Genomic DNA, 14,289 nt, shown 5'->3' with positions numbered 1-14,289 from the left:
CATATACATGACCAGTTTATAAACATAAATTTATGTTATAGTCCTATTTAAACTGCAAAGTAGAACTTTTTCATGATTAAACTTAAACATTACGGGTCATTAAATCTTTAGCGAAAGTTGTAAACCTTTGTTTTTTTTCTGGCTTCATTTCTAAGTCTTGAAGGTGTTTTAATGCAGTACTGGTATATTTTTCTATTTCTTGTTTGGCCAACCCAGCTGCCCCACTTTTTACAAACAACCCTCTTACGGTTTCTATTTTCTGTGCGGGATTTAATGGACTTATTGAATATAAATGCTTTAATTGTTCACTTTCGTCTTGGTCGAGTAGTTCTAGAGATTTTAGATATAAGAAAGTTTTTTTATTCTCTATAATATCTCCCCCTATTTGTTTACCAAAAGTTTCTGGGTTGCCGAAGACGTCAAGATAATCATCTTGCAATTGAAAGGCTAGACCTAAATTACAGCCGAAATCATAAATAAGTTGTTCATCTTTTTTACTTGCCTTAGCAATTATAGCCCCCATTTGAAGTGCTGCCCCCACCAATACAGCGGTTTTGTATTTAATCATTTGTAGGTATTCAGGAATACTCACCGTATCACTCTCTTCGTAGTCAACATCGTATTGTTGTCCTTCGCAAACCTCAATAGCCGTTTTTGTAAATAATTGAGCTAACTGCTTGAATATATCATTATTGTAATTTTCAAACAATTGATACGCATTGATTAACATGGCATCGCCAGAAAGTATTCCTGTATTAATATCCCACTTTTCATGAACAGTATCCTTACCTCTGCGCAAAGGAGCATCATCCATAATATCATCGTGAACTAAAGAAAAATTATGAAATATTTCTATAGCTAATGCGGCATCTAATGCTTTTTCAACATCGCCTTCAAACGCATCTGTCGCCAAAAGCGTTAAAATTGGTCGAAGTCTTTTACCACCTAAATTTAAAATGTATAATATTGGTTCATATAAATTCTTTGGTTCCTTTAGGTTCACCTTCTCATTCATATATTTTAAAAAGTGCTCTCTATACTTCTCAACTTCTACCATGATATAATATCTAAAATATGGGCTAAAATATTAATTTTTACAGAAACATCATCAGTTTTATCGCTTAACTAAAGTTTAACAGAAAAAACAAAGAAACTATAATAGTATAAAAAGTTTCTTTGCTTAATTTTGCACCGTGAAAGAAAAGATTCTAAAAACAGCCACCGATTTATTTTTAAGCTTTGGTTTTAAAAATGTAACCATGGATGTAATCGCCCAAAATCTAGGCATATCTAAGAAAACCATTTATACCTACTACACAAACAAAAACGAACTTGTAAGTTCTTGCACGCAGTATTTATTTTACCAAATTAGTCAAGGTGTAAACACTATTCTTGAACAGAATTTAAATGCAATAGATGAAATGATTGCTATTCATCAATTTATCATCAATTCTTTACGGGAGGAGAAAGCTTCGATTCAATACCAACTCAATCGTTATTACCCCAGCGTCTATAAATCTTTAAAAGAAAAAAAGAGTGAAAAAATGTTGGTGGTAATACAAAAAAATCTAGAAAAAGGGATGGAGGCAGGTTACTATCGTGAAGATTTAAACCCAAAAATAGTAGCAGAATTTTATCGCACCTTGATTGAAGGAATTCGTAACAACGAAAATCTTTTAATAGACCATTTAAGCATAAACACTATTATAAATAATTTTCTTGATTATCACCTGAGAGCAATAGTAAGTCCGCTTGGGTTAAAACACTTAAAATCTCTTAAAACTTCAAATTCATGAAACAAATAGTCACATTTTGCTTGGTTTTATGCACTTGCATTACTCAAGCACAAGAGTTGGCAAAATCGTACACTTTCACCTTAGAAGAAGCTATTCAATTTGCGTTAGACAGCAGCTACACAGCAATCAATGCAAAGCGAGATATTACAAAAGCTATGAAACGAAAGTGGGAAACTACCGCCGATGGTTTACCTCAAATTAATGCAGATATTGCTTATCAAAACAATATAAAACAACCAGTAAACCTGCTTCCTGCAGAACTTACGGGTGGGCAACCGGGTACATTTATCCCAGTAGTATTTGGGACCAAACAGAATATGAATATCACCGCTACCGCTTCACAAATACTTTTTGACGGTTCTTATATTGTAGCGGTTCGGGCAGCAAAAACCTATCTAAAATACACCAATACCAACGCAAGAAAAACAGCTTTAGAAATTAGGCAAGACGTGATTGATTCTTACGGGAATGTACTATTAGCCAAAGAAAGCGTTGAGATTCTTAAAAGTAATTTAGCTACCCTAGAAAAGAATTATAGAGAAACAAAAGCTATTTATGAAAATGGCCTACAAGAAGAAGAAGCTGTAGAGCAGATAGAGATTACTTATTCACAAGTGAATAACCAATTGAATAATGCAAAACGCTTGGTAGAAGTCACAAAAGATGTGCTTAATTTAACTTTAGGTATTCCTTTAGAGCATCAGGTAAATTTAGCCGAAAACTTAAACGATCTCACCGAAGAAAATATAAGTCTAAGCTTGATGAATGAAAATTTAAATCTAGAAAATACAATAGATTACCAATTAGCGCAAAATTTAATTGAGCAACGCACCCACGAATATAACCTAGAAAAAGCCAAAGCTTTACCACAATTAACCACTTTTTTAAACTATGGTACAGCTGCTTATAGTCAAGAATTTAGTTTTTTAGACAGCGACCAAAATTGGTTTCAATCTTCTATGTGGGGCGTGAATCTATCCATTCCTATATTCAGTTCATTAAAGCGTAGTGCTAAATCTGCTCAAGCCAGAATTGCATTAGAGCAAGCCGAAACACAATTTACACAAACTCAAGAGCAAATTCGGTTAGCGGTGGAGAAAGCTCGTAATGATTACCAATTTGCCGTTGAAAATTACCAAACCGCTAAGCGTAATCTAGATTTAGCAGAACGTATTGAAAATAAAAACCAAATAAAATTTCAAGAAGGATTAGCTTCAAGTTTTGAATTAAGACAAGCTCAAACCCAATTATACACTTCCCAACAAGAATTTTTAGAATCTATGGTGAATGTCTTGAATGCAAAGGCGGCATTAGAAACCTTATTAAACACACCCAATATAACTCTAAGTAACAACTAGTATGAAAAAATCAATTAGCTTATTAATTATATTCATTAGTCTTTGGAGCTGTTCAAATAAACAGGCCAATATTGAAGAAGTGTTAGAAAGTAATGATATGGAGCGCTTACGCGAAATGAAATCACAACTTTCACAACAACAGATGCAAATCAAAGATGATTTAAATAAAATAAATCAAAAATTACAGAAGTTGGATACCACAGATCAAGGTACCTTGGTCACCACACTTCAATTAAATGACACCTTATTCAAGCATTATCTAGAAATTCAAGGAGATGTTGACACCGATAAAAATATCGTAATATATCCAGAATATAGTGGAATTCTAAAAACCATATCCGTAAAGGAAGGTGATCAAGTTCGTGCAGGTCAAATTTTAGCGCGTATAGATGATGGCGGCTTGAGTAGTCAACTTGCTCAAATAGAGACCCAATTATCGTTGGCAAAAACCACTTTTGAACGTCAAGAACGTTTATGGAAACAAAAGATAGGTAGCGAAATACAATTTTTAGAGGCTAAATCAAACTTTGAGTCCGTTCAAAATTCAGCCAAGCAATTACGTGCTCAATTAGCCAAAACGATTGTACGGGCACCATTTTCGGGCACCATAGACCAGGTTATTGCCGACGAAGGTCAAGTGGTGAATCCAGGCCAAAACGCTCTTTTTAGACTGGTTAATCTAAATGAAATGTATATTACCGCAGAGGTTCCCGAAAGTTATTTAGGTAAAATTAATAAAGGCACAGAGGTACAAATTCAATTTGCTGCTTTAGACAAATCTATAGCTGGCAGCATAGATCAAGTAGCCAATTATATTAATCCTAATAACCGTAGTTTTGAAGTTAAGATAAATTTACCAGCAAAAACTCAAGGCATAAAACCTAACCAGATTGCTACTTTAAAAATAAACGATTATACTGCTCAAAATGCGATTGTCATTCCGCAAAGCATTTTACAAGAAAACGCTGCTGGAGAACATATAGCCTATGCTTTCAAACCTACAGAAAAAAATAAAGGCATAGCACACAAACGCAAAGTAAAAACGGGCTTAACTTACGACAATAAAATTGAAATTAAAGCTGGATTGAAAGCCGGAGAAATAATAATTATTGAAGGAGCTCGTAGCATGCGCGATCAACAAAAAGTGAAAACCAAAGCATAATGGCAAATAAAAATACCTATAAAGATTTCTCCATATCTACTTGGGCGATAGAAAACAGCATGACTGTTTTTGTTATCATTAGTATCGTTTTGTTAGGAGGCCTTTTAAGTTACTACAGTATGCCCCGAGAGGCTTTCCCAGAGGTAGTAGAAACCAAAATTTACGTTAGTTCTATTAACCCGGGTAACGCTGCCGAGGATGTAGAAAAATTTATTACCGAACCTCTTGAGGAAGAATTTAACAACATAGCTGGGGTTAAAGAAATAAGCTCAAGCACCTTACAAGATTACTCAATGGTAATCGTAGAATTTGAAGAAGACGTGTCGGTTTCAGATGCTAAAGTAAAAGTAAAAGATAAAGTTGATCTGGTGAAAGCTGAAACTACTTGGCCAACACTAGACAATGGCGCCAAAGTAGAACCTAACGTTTTCGATTTAAATATCTCTGAAGAGATGCCAATCTTGAATGTAAATTTAACGGGGAATTTCACAGTGCCTCAGCTTAAAGATTACGCCGAGTATCTGCAAGATAAGATTGAAATTTTACCACAAATTAAAGAGGCAACTATACGTGGTGCCGAAGAAAAAGAAGTAGAAATCGCGGTAGACCTTTATAAGATGACCGCTTCTAAGGTGAGTTTTGATGATATTATAAACGCTGTAAATTTTGAAAATAAAACTATCTCGGGAGGTAATGTAACCACAAATGGAGTCGAAAAAAATATTCGGGTTGTTGGGGAGTTTGAGAACCCAAAGGAAATTGAAGATGTAATCATAAAACGTGAAGGGGGTCTTGTTTACTTACGAGACGTAGCAAAAGTTAATTTTTCTGAGAAAGATGCTAGCACCTTTGCACGAGAATATGGGCAACCTGTGGTAATGCTTGACATTAAAAAAAGAGCAGGTAAAAATATGATTGAGGCGGTAGAAAGCATCAAGGATATCATTAAAAATGAACAAGAAAATTACCTGCCAGAGCAACTACATATTAGCTTAACCAACGACCAATCTATAAAAACCGAAAGCCAAGTTGATGACTTGGTAAACAACATTATTTTTGGAGTTATTTTAGTGGTTGGGGTTCTTATGTTTTTCTTAGGATTTAGGAATGCATTATTTGTAGGAATCGCCATACCGCTCTCTATGTTCTTGTCGTTTATCATCCTGTCTAGCATGGGATATACCTTAAACACCATGGTGCTTTTTGCTTTGGTAATGGGTCTGGGTATGTTGGTAGACAATGGTATTGTAGTTGTTGAAAATGTTTATACGCTAATGAGCGAAGGCATGCCACGAATTAAAGCAGCCAAACAAGGATTAGGAGAAATTGCTTGGCCTATCATCGCTAGTACAGCTACCACCCTAGCAGCTTTCTTCCCCCTTGGACTTTGGCCAGGAACCATTGGTAAATTTATGGTTATATTTCCCATTACCTTGTCGGTAGTATTGGGGTCATCGCTTTTCGTAGCCTTGATCATCAATTCTATGCTTACCTCTAAGTATATGCTGGTTCAGGAAAAACAAGTAAGTCGCAAACGTATAATCTTTATAACCGCTATTGTTGCAATATTCGGATTAATCCTACTGATTTTAGGCTTTGTAGCCGATTCTGGATTACTGCGTGGTTTAGGAAACCTAGCTATTCTAATTTCTATTTTAATATGGGTGTACCGTCTATTCTTGGTAAAAGCAGTTGATTATTTTCAATATAAATCACTAAAAAAATTAGAGAATTTCTATGAGAATACTCTAAAGTTCGCTTTACGCGGAAAACGGGCTTATCTGTTTTTCTTTGGAACTTTAGGTCTTTTGATTTCCAGTTTTGCTTTACTTAAAGTGGTTCAACCCAAAGTTTTGTTTTTTCCTGAAAATGAACCTAACCAGATAATCACTTATATCGAATACCCCGAAGGTACGGCTATAGAAAAAACCAATGAACTCACAAAGCAAATAGAAGAGCGTATTTTTAATAGTATAAAAAAATACGAAGATGCAGACGGTTATAACTATATGGTCGAATCTGGAATTTCTCAAGTGGGTCAGGGAGCTGGAAACCCACAAACCGATGGAGGCCAACAGAATGAAATGCCTCATAAAGCAAAAATTACTCTCTCCATGCGTGAGTTTAACCTTCGTAGAGGAGTAAAAAGTAGTACGGTTTTATCTGAAGTACGTGAGGCGGTAAAAGGTTTTCCCGGTGTTTCTATCATCGTTGAAAAAGACCAAGCAGGACCTCCTACGGGATACCCAATAAATATAGAAGTTACAGGAGAAGATTATAACGAACTTCTTCACGAAGCCGAACAAATGCGTGCTTATATCAATGATTTAAAGCTTGATGGTATAGAGGAGCTTAAAATTGATGTTAACAAAGCCAAACCAGAACTCAATGTAAGTGTTAATCGAAAAAAAGCAGGTAGACTTGGAGTAAGCACGGCTCAAATAGGTCAAACGCTTAGAAGGGCCATTTATGGCGAAGAGATTTCTACTTACAAAGAAGGTGACGATGATTACGAAATCAATATAAGATTTGACGAAAGTAAACGATTTGACGAAAGTGCTTTGTTCAATCAGCCCATTACTTTTAAAAACCAAAATACGGGTGAAATTATGCAAATTCCTATCTCAACACTCGTAAATAAAAGAGAATCGGCTGCCTTTAGTGCAATTAAAAGAAAAGATTTAAAAAGGGTGGTTACCGTGTACTCAAACGTTCTTACGGGATATAATCCTACCGAAATCGTTAACAAATTAAAATCAGAGCTAAAAAGCTACGAGCTTCCTAAAGATGTTAATTTTAAATTTACTGGAGAGCAAGAAGAACAAGAAAAAAATATGAGCTTCTTAGTGAAAGCACTGCTAATTGCACTTGGAGGTATCCTATTGATTTTAGTGGCCCAATTTAATTCTATCTCTAAACCAATAATTATTTTAATGGCAGTAATTTTAAGTCTTGTAGGGGTTTTATATGGTTTAATTGTTTTTCAGATGGATTTTATCATTATCATGACCATGATGGGTATAATTTCTTTGGCCGGAATTGTGGTAAACAATGCTATTGTCCTTATCGATTATACCCAAATTCTAATTGACCGTAAAAAAGAACAATTGAATATAGACTCAGACCAACTACTTAGCAAAAAACAGTATTTTGAAGTTATTGTTGCGGGAGGAAAATCAAGATTGAGACCTGTTTTGTTAACTGCTATAACCACGGTTTTAGGTTTAATTCCGCTCGCAGTTGGTTTAAATATAGATTTCTTTAGTTTGTTTACAGACTATGATCCGCGTATTTATATTGGTGGAGACAATGTTATCTTTTGGGGACCCTTGGCCTGGACCGTGATATTCGGGCTCATATTTGCCACTTTCTTAACTTTAATTATTGTGCCTATTATGTTCTACCTTAGTAACCGTGCCAAAATAAGATTTAAGAAAAAGGCAGTGGCTTAGAATTTATCTTGAAAAATAAAAAAGGAAATCATTTTACAGATTTCCTTTTTTATTTCTCTTATGTAAAAGCCTGTTTTAGTCTTGAGGATTAAGTTTATAAGTAAACCCTACTCCCAATACCTCTCTAATTTGAAATCCGCTTATAGCGTTATCATCATATATTGCTTGAAAAATAAAGCTGGTAGATAAATAATCATTGATTTTCATATTTAGCGTTGCAGTATAATCTAAATCAACGTTTTGAGGGTCTTCTAAATAATTGGTATACAAGCTTAATATATTATCTAAACTAACATTTTTTACCAATTCAAAATTAGCAAATGCGTTTAAAGAAGCTCCAAATTCAAATCGGGTAGACTCTCCCCTGTCTACACCAAAATAGTCACCATCTGTATAACCTGCCACGCTGGTAAAGGCATCATCTACAAATATCAATCTTGCAGTTGCAGGAGCGATGTTCACTTTTATTTTGTCGCTTTTCTTCCATAACATACCCGGACCTGCTTGTAAATAACCTGGCGATAAAAAGTGAGTTGTTTCTGTTCGTACAGTTTCTACCCCAATCACATCATTGGTAATAGGATCAATCACATCGGCTTCGCTATATTCATAGCCTTTTGCAAATTGGGTTCTGAAATTTAAAAAGAAAGAGTAATACCAGACAGATTCTTGCAGTTGCTTACCTAAAATCGAATTGATTTCAACTCGATCATTTGTTTTACGAGTAAAGTCTTGATCTTTGACTTTCGTTAAACCAAAATCGGCAATAAATTTATTATCCCAAGTAAGGTCGCCTTTTTTATAGTTTAAATCGTAATTAAAATTAAGGCTACCAGCATAGTTAGAAGTACCTCCTCCTTGCCATTCGGCGTTGAAAGCCGCTTGATTAAATAGCAGTGATAACGTTCCTGTACCCAACCATCCTGATTGTTCTTGATTCTCTTCTTGTGCAAATCCCATTTGCACAATTAGCGACAAAAGTAAAGTGATTGTAATTTTTTTCATGAATTGATTTTTATTTTTTATCAATCACAAAAATATAACAATCTAATTCATAACCAACAATAGTTTAGCCACTACTTTTGGCGTTTAAACATTGGTACAGCCGAACAAGCCTCGCCATACATAATACTTTTAGCATAAACTTGGAGTTTTTGAGCCAACAGCACATAAGCATTGGGTGGAATTTCACGTTTAGCACAGCCTTTTATAATAACTGGTTTATCTTGATAAATGGAAGCATCAAAATCTCGAACTGCTTCTGTAAACAAGGTGTTTTCTAACGTAAATTCATCACCCACCACAACCTTTTTGGCAAAATCTCCTAATTGTAGACTTACAAACATATACGCCCAACCGGGTAAGATAGCATCTGTGCTGCAATATAGATAAACGTAGGCTCCTTGATATTTCTTCCAATCTTGGCTATTTACAGCTTTACGAAAGTCTTTCTCACGCAAGACTATACCTTCTAGTAACCATTGGGCTAAATCTATACCTAGTCTTGGGCCAGGTTGATATAAATCTTCCAAATCTATGCTTACTAATGCACTATTCGCTACTCGGTTTATGATAGGCTGATTTTTCATATCAATAATTAAAGCATACCAAGTTCAAGTTTAGCCTCTTCGCTCATCAAATCTTGTGACCATGGCGGGTCAAAAGTTATTTCTACTTCTGCATCTTTCACCATGTCAATACTTTTAATTTTTTCTTCTACCTCTTGAGGTAAACTTTCTGCAACCGGACAATTAGGAGTGGTAAGTGTCATCAACACTTTAACTTCGTAATCTTCATTCACAAAAACATCATAAATAAGTCCTAGTTCATAAATATCAACAGGTATTTCTGGGTCATAAATGGTCTTAATTACCTTTACAACTTTCTCACCCAGTTCATTTACATTTATATCTTCTAATTTACCCATAGTTTTAATTATTTGCTTTAGCTTGATAAGCTATTGCATACATTTTTAATTGTTTTATCATACTAACCAAACCGTTTGCTCGGGTTGGAGATAAATGCTCTTTTAAACCAATTTCATCTATAAATTTAGTATCTGCTGCAATGATATCCTCTGACTTTTGATGCGAAAATGAACGCACCAAAAGAGCTATAATACCTTTGGTAATTATAGCATCACTATCGGCGGTAAATACTACTTTACCTTCTTGAAAGTCGGCATGGACCCATACTTGACTTTGACAGCCTTTGATTTTGTAATCATCGGTTTTATACTGTTCTTCGATAAGTGGTAATGATTTTCCCAGCTCAATCATATATTCATAGCGCTGCATCCAATCATCGAACATAGAAAACTCATCTACTATTTCTTCTTGTATCTCTTTAATCGTATTCACAATCAATTCTTTTTTCCACGCATTAATTCTTTCTTATTCTCATCTTTCAAGATCAGCTGTTCACCATCGTAGGCATAAAACCGAACTTTCGCCAGTCTTTCTAAGTACTCTCTTTCTAGATCCTGATCTTCACATGCTGCTTGGGTTACTCCTGCGGGTTTTACAAATATTCCAAAATCATCTTCTAACTTAAAGCTAGTAGTATATTTATTACAAACTATATTGCCTACTAACTGCATCTCTTCAAGCATAGCAATAAGATTTATCTTTTTTGGTGTTACATCTTTATCGTCTATGTACTCAATATCATAAGCGCCACTTTCAAGTTGCTTGAGCGCATCCATCTTTTGCTTATCGGATTGCTTTTCTTGGCAGCCCACAAACAATAGCAGTACCGTGAATAAACTTAATATTCTTTTCATAATAGCATCTGTTTAGCTTTTTTAACTGCCTGCACTAAGGCTTCTACTTCTTCAAAGGTATTATAAAATGCAAAAGAGGCTCTAACCGTACCGGGAATCTTGTAATAATCCATAATAGGTTGAGCACAATGATGCCCTGTTCTAACTGCAATACCCAATTTATCTACGATAGTACCGATATCATACGGATGTGTTCCTTCTATATTAAATGAAATTACCGAAGTTTTTTCTTTTGCCGTACCATAAATTTTAAGGCCATCAATTTCAAGTAAAGCTTGTGTTGCCTTTTCTAATAAATCATGCTCATATTGTGCTATATCCTCAAAGCCAATTGTATTCATATAATCAATGGCGGCACCAAAGGCTATACCTCCACAAATATTTGGGGTTCCGGCCTCAAATTTATGAGGTAAACCGGCGTAAGTTGTTTGCTCAAAACTCACTTGGTCTATCATTTCTCCACCGCCTTGATAAGGATGAAGTTTTTCTAACCAAGTTTTTTTACCATATAATACCCCAACGCCTGTAGGACCGCACATTTTATGTGCAGAAACAACATAAAAATCTACGTCTAAGGCTTGAACATCGGCTTTAATATGAGGTGCAGCTTGAGCTCCATCTATTAAGACAGCAGCTCCCACCGTTTTTGCCTTTTCAATAATTTGTTTTATTGGGTTAATGGTTCCCAAGGCGTTTGAAATATGATTTACAAAAACCAATTTCGTATTGGCATTTACCAAATCCGCGTAAGCGTTCATATCTAATTCGCCATTAGGCAACATAGGAAGAACCCGCAATTTAGCCCCTGTTTCTTCACACATCATTTGCCACGGCACAATATTGGAATGATGCTCTAAAGCCGAAACAACAACCTCATCTCCTTTTTTCAATCGTTTTGAAAAACCGTGAGCCACCAAATTGATTCCCTCGGTGGTTCCCGAAGTAAATATTATCTCTTCACGATGTTTTGCATTAAAATGAACTCTAATTTTTTCCCGAGCAGCTTCATACGCATCTGTGGCTTCTTGAGATAGCGTATGCACCCCCCGATGGATATTGGCATTGTAAAGCGAGTAGTACTCTACTATACAGTCTATTACCTGTTTAGGGGTTTGCGATGTGGCTGCATTATCAAGATACACCAAAGGTTTTCCATTTACCTTTCGCTGTAGGATTGGAAAATCTCGACGTATTTTATCTATGGGGAAATTTGTCATAATTTATAAGTCAAAGCCTAAATTTACATTTAATTTATTGGCTATTAATTTATTAATCCGTTTTTTGATGGCTCCAATTTTTACACTTTCTAAGACATTGTTGGCAAATGCATAGGTTAATAAAGCACGAGCTTCTTTGGCCGGTATTCCTCTAGATTTAAGATAAAATAATGCTTCTTCATCTAATTGCCCAATGGTACACCCGTGACTACAAGCTACATCATCTGCAAAAATTTCTAGTTGCGGCTTAGAGTTGATAGTGGCATCATCATGGGCCAAAATATTGTTATTACTTTGGTAAGCGTTAATTTTCTGGGCAATTTTATCAACCAAAACTTTACCATTGAATACGCCAACCGATTTTTCATCATATATACCTTTATAATCTTGATGACTCTCACAATTAGGTTGAGTATGGTGCACTAAAGTATTATGATCTACATGTTGTTTACCTTCGATTAAAGTAACGCCTTTAAGGGTAGAGTTAGAGTGCTCTCCTTTTTGGTAAAACTCTAGGTTATTTCTAGTTAAAGCTCCTCCTAAAGAAAAGGTATGCACCGAGCAATGCGTATCTGCCATTTGCTCGATAAAAGTATTATCAATCAGAGAGGCTTGGTGGGTATCGTTTTGTATTTTATAGAAATCGAGCATACCGCGTTTTTCAACAAAGATTTCTGTAACCGAATTAGTAAAAACAGGATTTTCGCTTAAACTCTGGTGACGCTCAATAATTTCTACCTGGGCGTTCTCCCCTACTACAATCAAATTTCGGGGCTGAATCATAAGATTATTTTCTTTACCCGTTGAAAAGTTGATAATTTGTATTGGTTTATCTGCTACGGTATTCTTAGGAATATTAATAAAAGCTCCTTGTCTGGCAAACGCAGTATTTAGGGCGTTTAAACCGGATTTTGGTGCAATTTTATTAAAATATTTCTCGAGCAAATGGGCATATTTATCCTTCTCCATAGCCGAAGACATCAAGCAGGCATCAATTTTATCATGCGTGGTACTAGATAATTGAGAAGCATACACGCCATCTACAAACACTATAGTGTAAGTGTCTATCTCATGTATAAAGTATTTTTTTACTTCTTTATAATCTAACGCATCTTCAACCTGAGCAAACAAATTATAATCTTGCTTAAGTAATTTATTTAAGGAGGTATATTTCCATGCTTCTTCTTTTTTCTTAGGAAAACCTAGCGTTTCAAAATCTTTTATTGCCTGTACTTTCACATCGTGAACCTGATTGGTTACTTGCAAATGGTCTTCATAAGCATAAAAAGAAGATATTAATTTTTCTTTTAAATCCATAGATCTTAATTCAGTCGTTCATTAATAATTCTCAAAAGCACTTCTTTAGGCCATTTTCATTTCTTCTTTGATCCAGTCATAACCGTGCTCCTCTAATTTATGAGCTAACTCTTTACCTCCAGATTTCACAATTTTTCCATCCATTAAAACGTGAACAAAATCAGGAACAATATAATTTAATAAGCGTTGGTAATGGGTGATTACCATAACCGCATTATCTTTAGTTTTTAATTTATTTACACCATTCGAAACAATACGCAATGCATCGATATCTAATCCTGAGTCAGTTTCATCAAGCATGGCAAATTTGGGCTCGAGCATAGCCATTTGAAAGATCTCATTTCTTTTTTTCTCTCCACCAGAGAAGCCTTCATTTAAAGAGCGCGACAAGAATCCCCTCTTAATTTCGAGCAATTCAGATTTTTCTTTAATCTTTTTCAACATGTCTTTAGCCGGCATCTCTTCAAGACCTTGCGCTTTTCTCGTTTCGTTTATTGCAGTTTTAATAAAATTGGTCACCGAAACACCTGGAATTTCAACTGGATATTGGAAGGATAAAAAAACACCTTTTCGCGCGCGCTCATCGGCCTCTAGTTCTGATATCTCTTCGTTCTCTAAAATAATCTCACCTTCTGTTTGCTCGTATTCTTCTTTACCTGCAATAACAGAAGCCAATGTACTTTTACCCGAGCCGTTTGGCCCCATTATAGCATGAACTTCTCCGGCTTTAATTTCTAAATTAATTCCTTTTAAAATCTCCTTGCCTTCTACGTTGGCGTGTAAATTTTTTATCTTTAACATATTAATTTGCTTTAACCTTAATTACACCTTCTTGTGTAGGCGGTGACACCTTTATTATTTCTTTAATTTCTATAATTTGTTCCCAACCTCCTTTAACTGGGTTTGGTTTTACGCTTGCTTTTACCTCAACAGGAATCATGTCAAACTTATCGCGTTTTAGCACTTTTGCTTGTTTATCTAATACACGCATCATACTATCTTGCTCTACCGCATACAAAAAGCTATCGCCTTTTAAAACGGCGGCCTCGTTTAAATAAATAAACTCTCCATTTAATACTACTAAATCATCTTCTTGTTCTGTAGTTGTAGTTGACTCAACTTCTTTTTGGTCTTCTTTTTTACTATCGTTACAAGCCATAAACAAACTTGCCACAATAAAGATAAGCGCTATTTTTCTCATATTT

The 14,289-nt window shown here is 35.2% G+C and carries 14 protein-coding genes; 4 read left to right on the top strand and 10 right to left on the bottom strand.

All coding sequences use genetic code 11. From position 1 onward, the window contains the following. Positions 1 to 82: 82 nt before the first annotated feature. The gene (locus tag FT993_RS08900) at positions 83 to 1,057 is read right to left on the bottom strand and encodes a polyprenyl synthetase family protein (protein WP_147862197.1); all 975 of its coding nucleotides are present in this window, start codon (positions 1,055 to 1,057) and stop codon (positions 83 to 85) included. A 136-nt stretch (positions 1,058 to 1,193) separates the two neighbouring features. Here FT993_RS08900 and FT993_RS08895 point away from each other — a divergent pair, with 136 nt between their 5' ends. Genes FT993_RS08895 through FT993_RS08880 form a run of 4 tightly spaced genes read left to right on the top strand, consistent with a single transcriptional unit; the run spans position 1,194 to position 7,768 of the window. Further along, positions 1,194 to 1,796 (top strand): TetR/AcrR family transcriptional regulator, encoded by a 603-nt coding sequence (locus FT993_RS08895; RefSeq protein WP_147862196.1) that lies wholly within the window; start codon positions 1,194 to 1,196, stop codon positions 1,794 to 1,796. Further along, on the top strand, positions 1,793 to 3,154 hold the full coding sequence (locus FT993_RS08890; protein ID WP_147862195.1) for a TolC family protein: 1,362 nt from the start codon (positions 1,793 to 1,795) through the stop codon (positions 3,152 to 3,154). The genes FT993_RS08895 and FT993_RS08890 overlap by 4 nt, the downstream gene beginning before the upstream one ends. Before the next feature lies 1 nt (position 3,155). Continuing rightward, on the top strand, positions 3,156 to 4,316 hold the full coding sequence (locus FT993_RS08885; RefSeq protein WP_147862194.1) for an efflux RND transporter periplasmic adaptor subunit: 1,161 nt from the start codon (positions 3,156 to 3,158) through the stop codon (positions 4,314 to 4,316). Then, positions 4,316 to 7,768, top strand: a complete 3,453-nt coding sequence (locus FT993_RS08880; RefSeq protein ID WP_147862193.1) for an efflux RND transporter permease subunit — start codon at positions 4,316 to 4,318, stop codon at positions 7,766 to 7,768. The genes FT993_RS08885 and FT993_RS08880 overlap by 1 nt, the downstream gene beginning before the upstream one ends. Before the next feature lie 75 nt (positions 7,769 to 7,843). On the opposite strand, the gene FT993_RS08875 is transcribed toward FT993_RS08880, so the two are convergent. The 9 genes from FT993_RS08875 to FT993_RS08835 all read right to left on the bottom strand — a co-directional run bounded on the left by FT993_RS08875 (position 7,844) and on the right by FT993_RS08835 (position 14,285). After that, positions 7,844 to 8,773, bottom strand: a complete 930-nt coding sequence (locus tag FT993_RS08875) for a DUF3078 domain-containing protein (protein WP_147862192.1) — start codon at positions 8,771 to 8,773, stop codon at positions 7,844 to 7,846. A gap of 71 nt (positions 8,774 to 8,844) precedes the next feature. Further along, positions 8,845 to 9,357, bottom strand: coding sequence for a DUF2480 family protein (locus FT993_RS08870; protein ID WP_147862191.1), 513 nt, complete (start codon positions 9,355 to 9,357; stop codon positions 8,845 to 8,847). Positions 9,358 to 9,365: 8 nt separating this feature from the next. Continuing rightward, positions 9,366 to 9,695, bottom strand: a complete 330-nt coding sequence (locus FT993_RS08865) for an SUF system Fe-S cluster assembly protein (protein ID WP_147862190.1) — start codon at positions 9,693 to 9,695, stop codon at positions 9,366 to 9,368. Positions 9,696 to 9,699: 4 nt separating this feature from the next. Further along, positions 9,700 to 10,128, bottom strand: a complete 429-nt coding sequence (locus tag FT993_RS08860) for a SufE family protein (RefSeq protein WP_370450890.1) — start codon at positions 10,126 to 10,128, stop codon at positions 9,700 to 9,702. A gap of 2 nt (positions 10,129 to 10,130) precedes the next feature. Continuing rightward, on the bottom strand, positions 10,131 to 10,550 hold the full coding sequence (locus FT993_RS08855; protein ID WP_147862189.1) for an META domain-containing protein: 420 nt from the start codon (positions 10,548 to 10,550) through the stop codon (positions 10,131 to 10,133). Then, positions 10,547 to 11,767, bottom strand: a complete 1,221-nt coding sequence (locus FT993_RS08850) for an aminotransferase class V-fold PLP-dependent enzyme (protein ID WP_147862188.1) — start codon at positions 11,765 to 11,767, stop codon at positions 10,547 to 10,549. Before FT993_RS08850 ends, FT993_RS08855 begins: the two co-directional genes overlap by 4 nt. A 3-nt stretch (positions 11,768 to 11,770) precedes the next feature. Continuing rightward, on the bottom strand, positions 11,771 to 13,084 hold the full coding sequence (gene sufD, locus FT993_RS08845) for a Fe-S cluster assembly protein SufD (protein ID WP_147862187.1): 1,314 nt from the start codon (positions 13,082 to 13,084) through the stop codon (positions 11,771 to 11,773). 45 nt (positions 13,085 to 13,129) lie between these two features. After that, complete coding sequence (gene sufC, locus FT993_RS08840; RefSeq protein ID WP_147862186.1) at positions 13,130 to 13,885, bottom strand: Fe-S cluster assembly ATPase SufC; 756 nt, start codon at positions 13,883 to 13,885, stop codon at positions 13,130 to 13,132. A gap of 1 nt (position 13,886) precedes the next feature. After that, positions 13,887 to 14,285 (bottom strand): hypothetical protein, encoded by a 399-nt coding sequence (locus tag FT993_RS08835; RefSeq protein WP_147862185.1) that lies wholly within the window; start codon positions 14,283 to 14,285, stop codon positions 13,887 to 13,889. Between the last annotated feature and the right edge of the window lie 4 nt (positions 14,286 to 14,289).

The organism is Mesonia sp. HuA40 (assembly GCF_008017835.1).
Lineage (GTDB): Bacteria > Bacteroidota > Bacteroidia > Flavobacteriales > Flavobacteriaceae > Mesonia.
The sequence above is the reverse complement of the archived record's forward strand: the minus strand, read 5'-3'. Positions and strand labels throughout refer to the sequence as shown.

Bases quoted from the DNA above. Each gene is read 5' to 3' on its own strand.
- FT993_RS08900 (WP_147862197.1), bottom strand. From the start codon at position 1,057: ATGGTAGAAGTTGAGAAGTATAGAGAGCACTTTTTAAAATATATGAAT.
- FT993_RS08890 (WP_147862195.1), top strand. From the start codon at position 1,793: ATGAAACAAATAGTCACATTTTGCTTGGTTTTATGCACTTGCATTACT.
- FT993_RS08885 (WP_147862194.1), top strand. From the start codon at position 3,156: ATGAAAAAATCAATTAGCTTATTAATTATATTCATTAGTCTTTGGAGC.
- FT993_RS08880 (WP_147862193.1), top strand. From the start codon at position 4,316: ATGGCAAATAAAAATACCTATAAAGATTTCTCCATATCTACTTGGGCG.
- FT993_RS08875 (WP_147862192.1), bottom strand. From the start codon at position 8,773: ATGAAAAAAATTACAATCACTTTACTTTTGTCGCTAATTGTGCAAATG.
- FT993_RS08870 (WP_147862191.1), bottom strand. From the start codon at position 9,357: ATGAAAAATCAGCCTATCATAAACCGAGTAGCGAATAGTGCATTAGTA.
- FT993_RS08865 (WP_147862190.1), bottom strand. From the start codon at position 9,695: ATGGGTAAATTAGAAGATATAAATGTAAATGAACTGGGTGAGAAAGTT.
- FT993_RS08855 (WP_147862189.1), bottom strand. From the start codon at position 10,550: ATGAAAAGAATATTAAGTTTATTCACGGTACTGCTATTGTTTGTGGGC.
- FT993_RS08850 (WP_147862188.1), bottom strand. From the start codon at position 11,767: ATGACAAATTTCCCCATAGATAAAATACGTCGAGATTTTCCAATCCTA.
- sufD (WP_147862187.1), bottom strand. From the start codon at position 13,084: ATGGATTTAAAAGAAAAATTAATATCTTCTTTTTATGCTTATGAAGAC.
- sufC (WP_147862186.1), bottom strand. From the start codon at position 13,885: ATGTTAAAGATAAAAAATTTACACGCCAACGTAGAAGGCAAGGAGATT.
- FT993_RS08835 (WP_147862185.1), bottom strand. From the start codon at position 14,285: ATGAGAAAAATAGCGCTTATCTTTATTGTGGCAAGTTTGTTTATGGCT.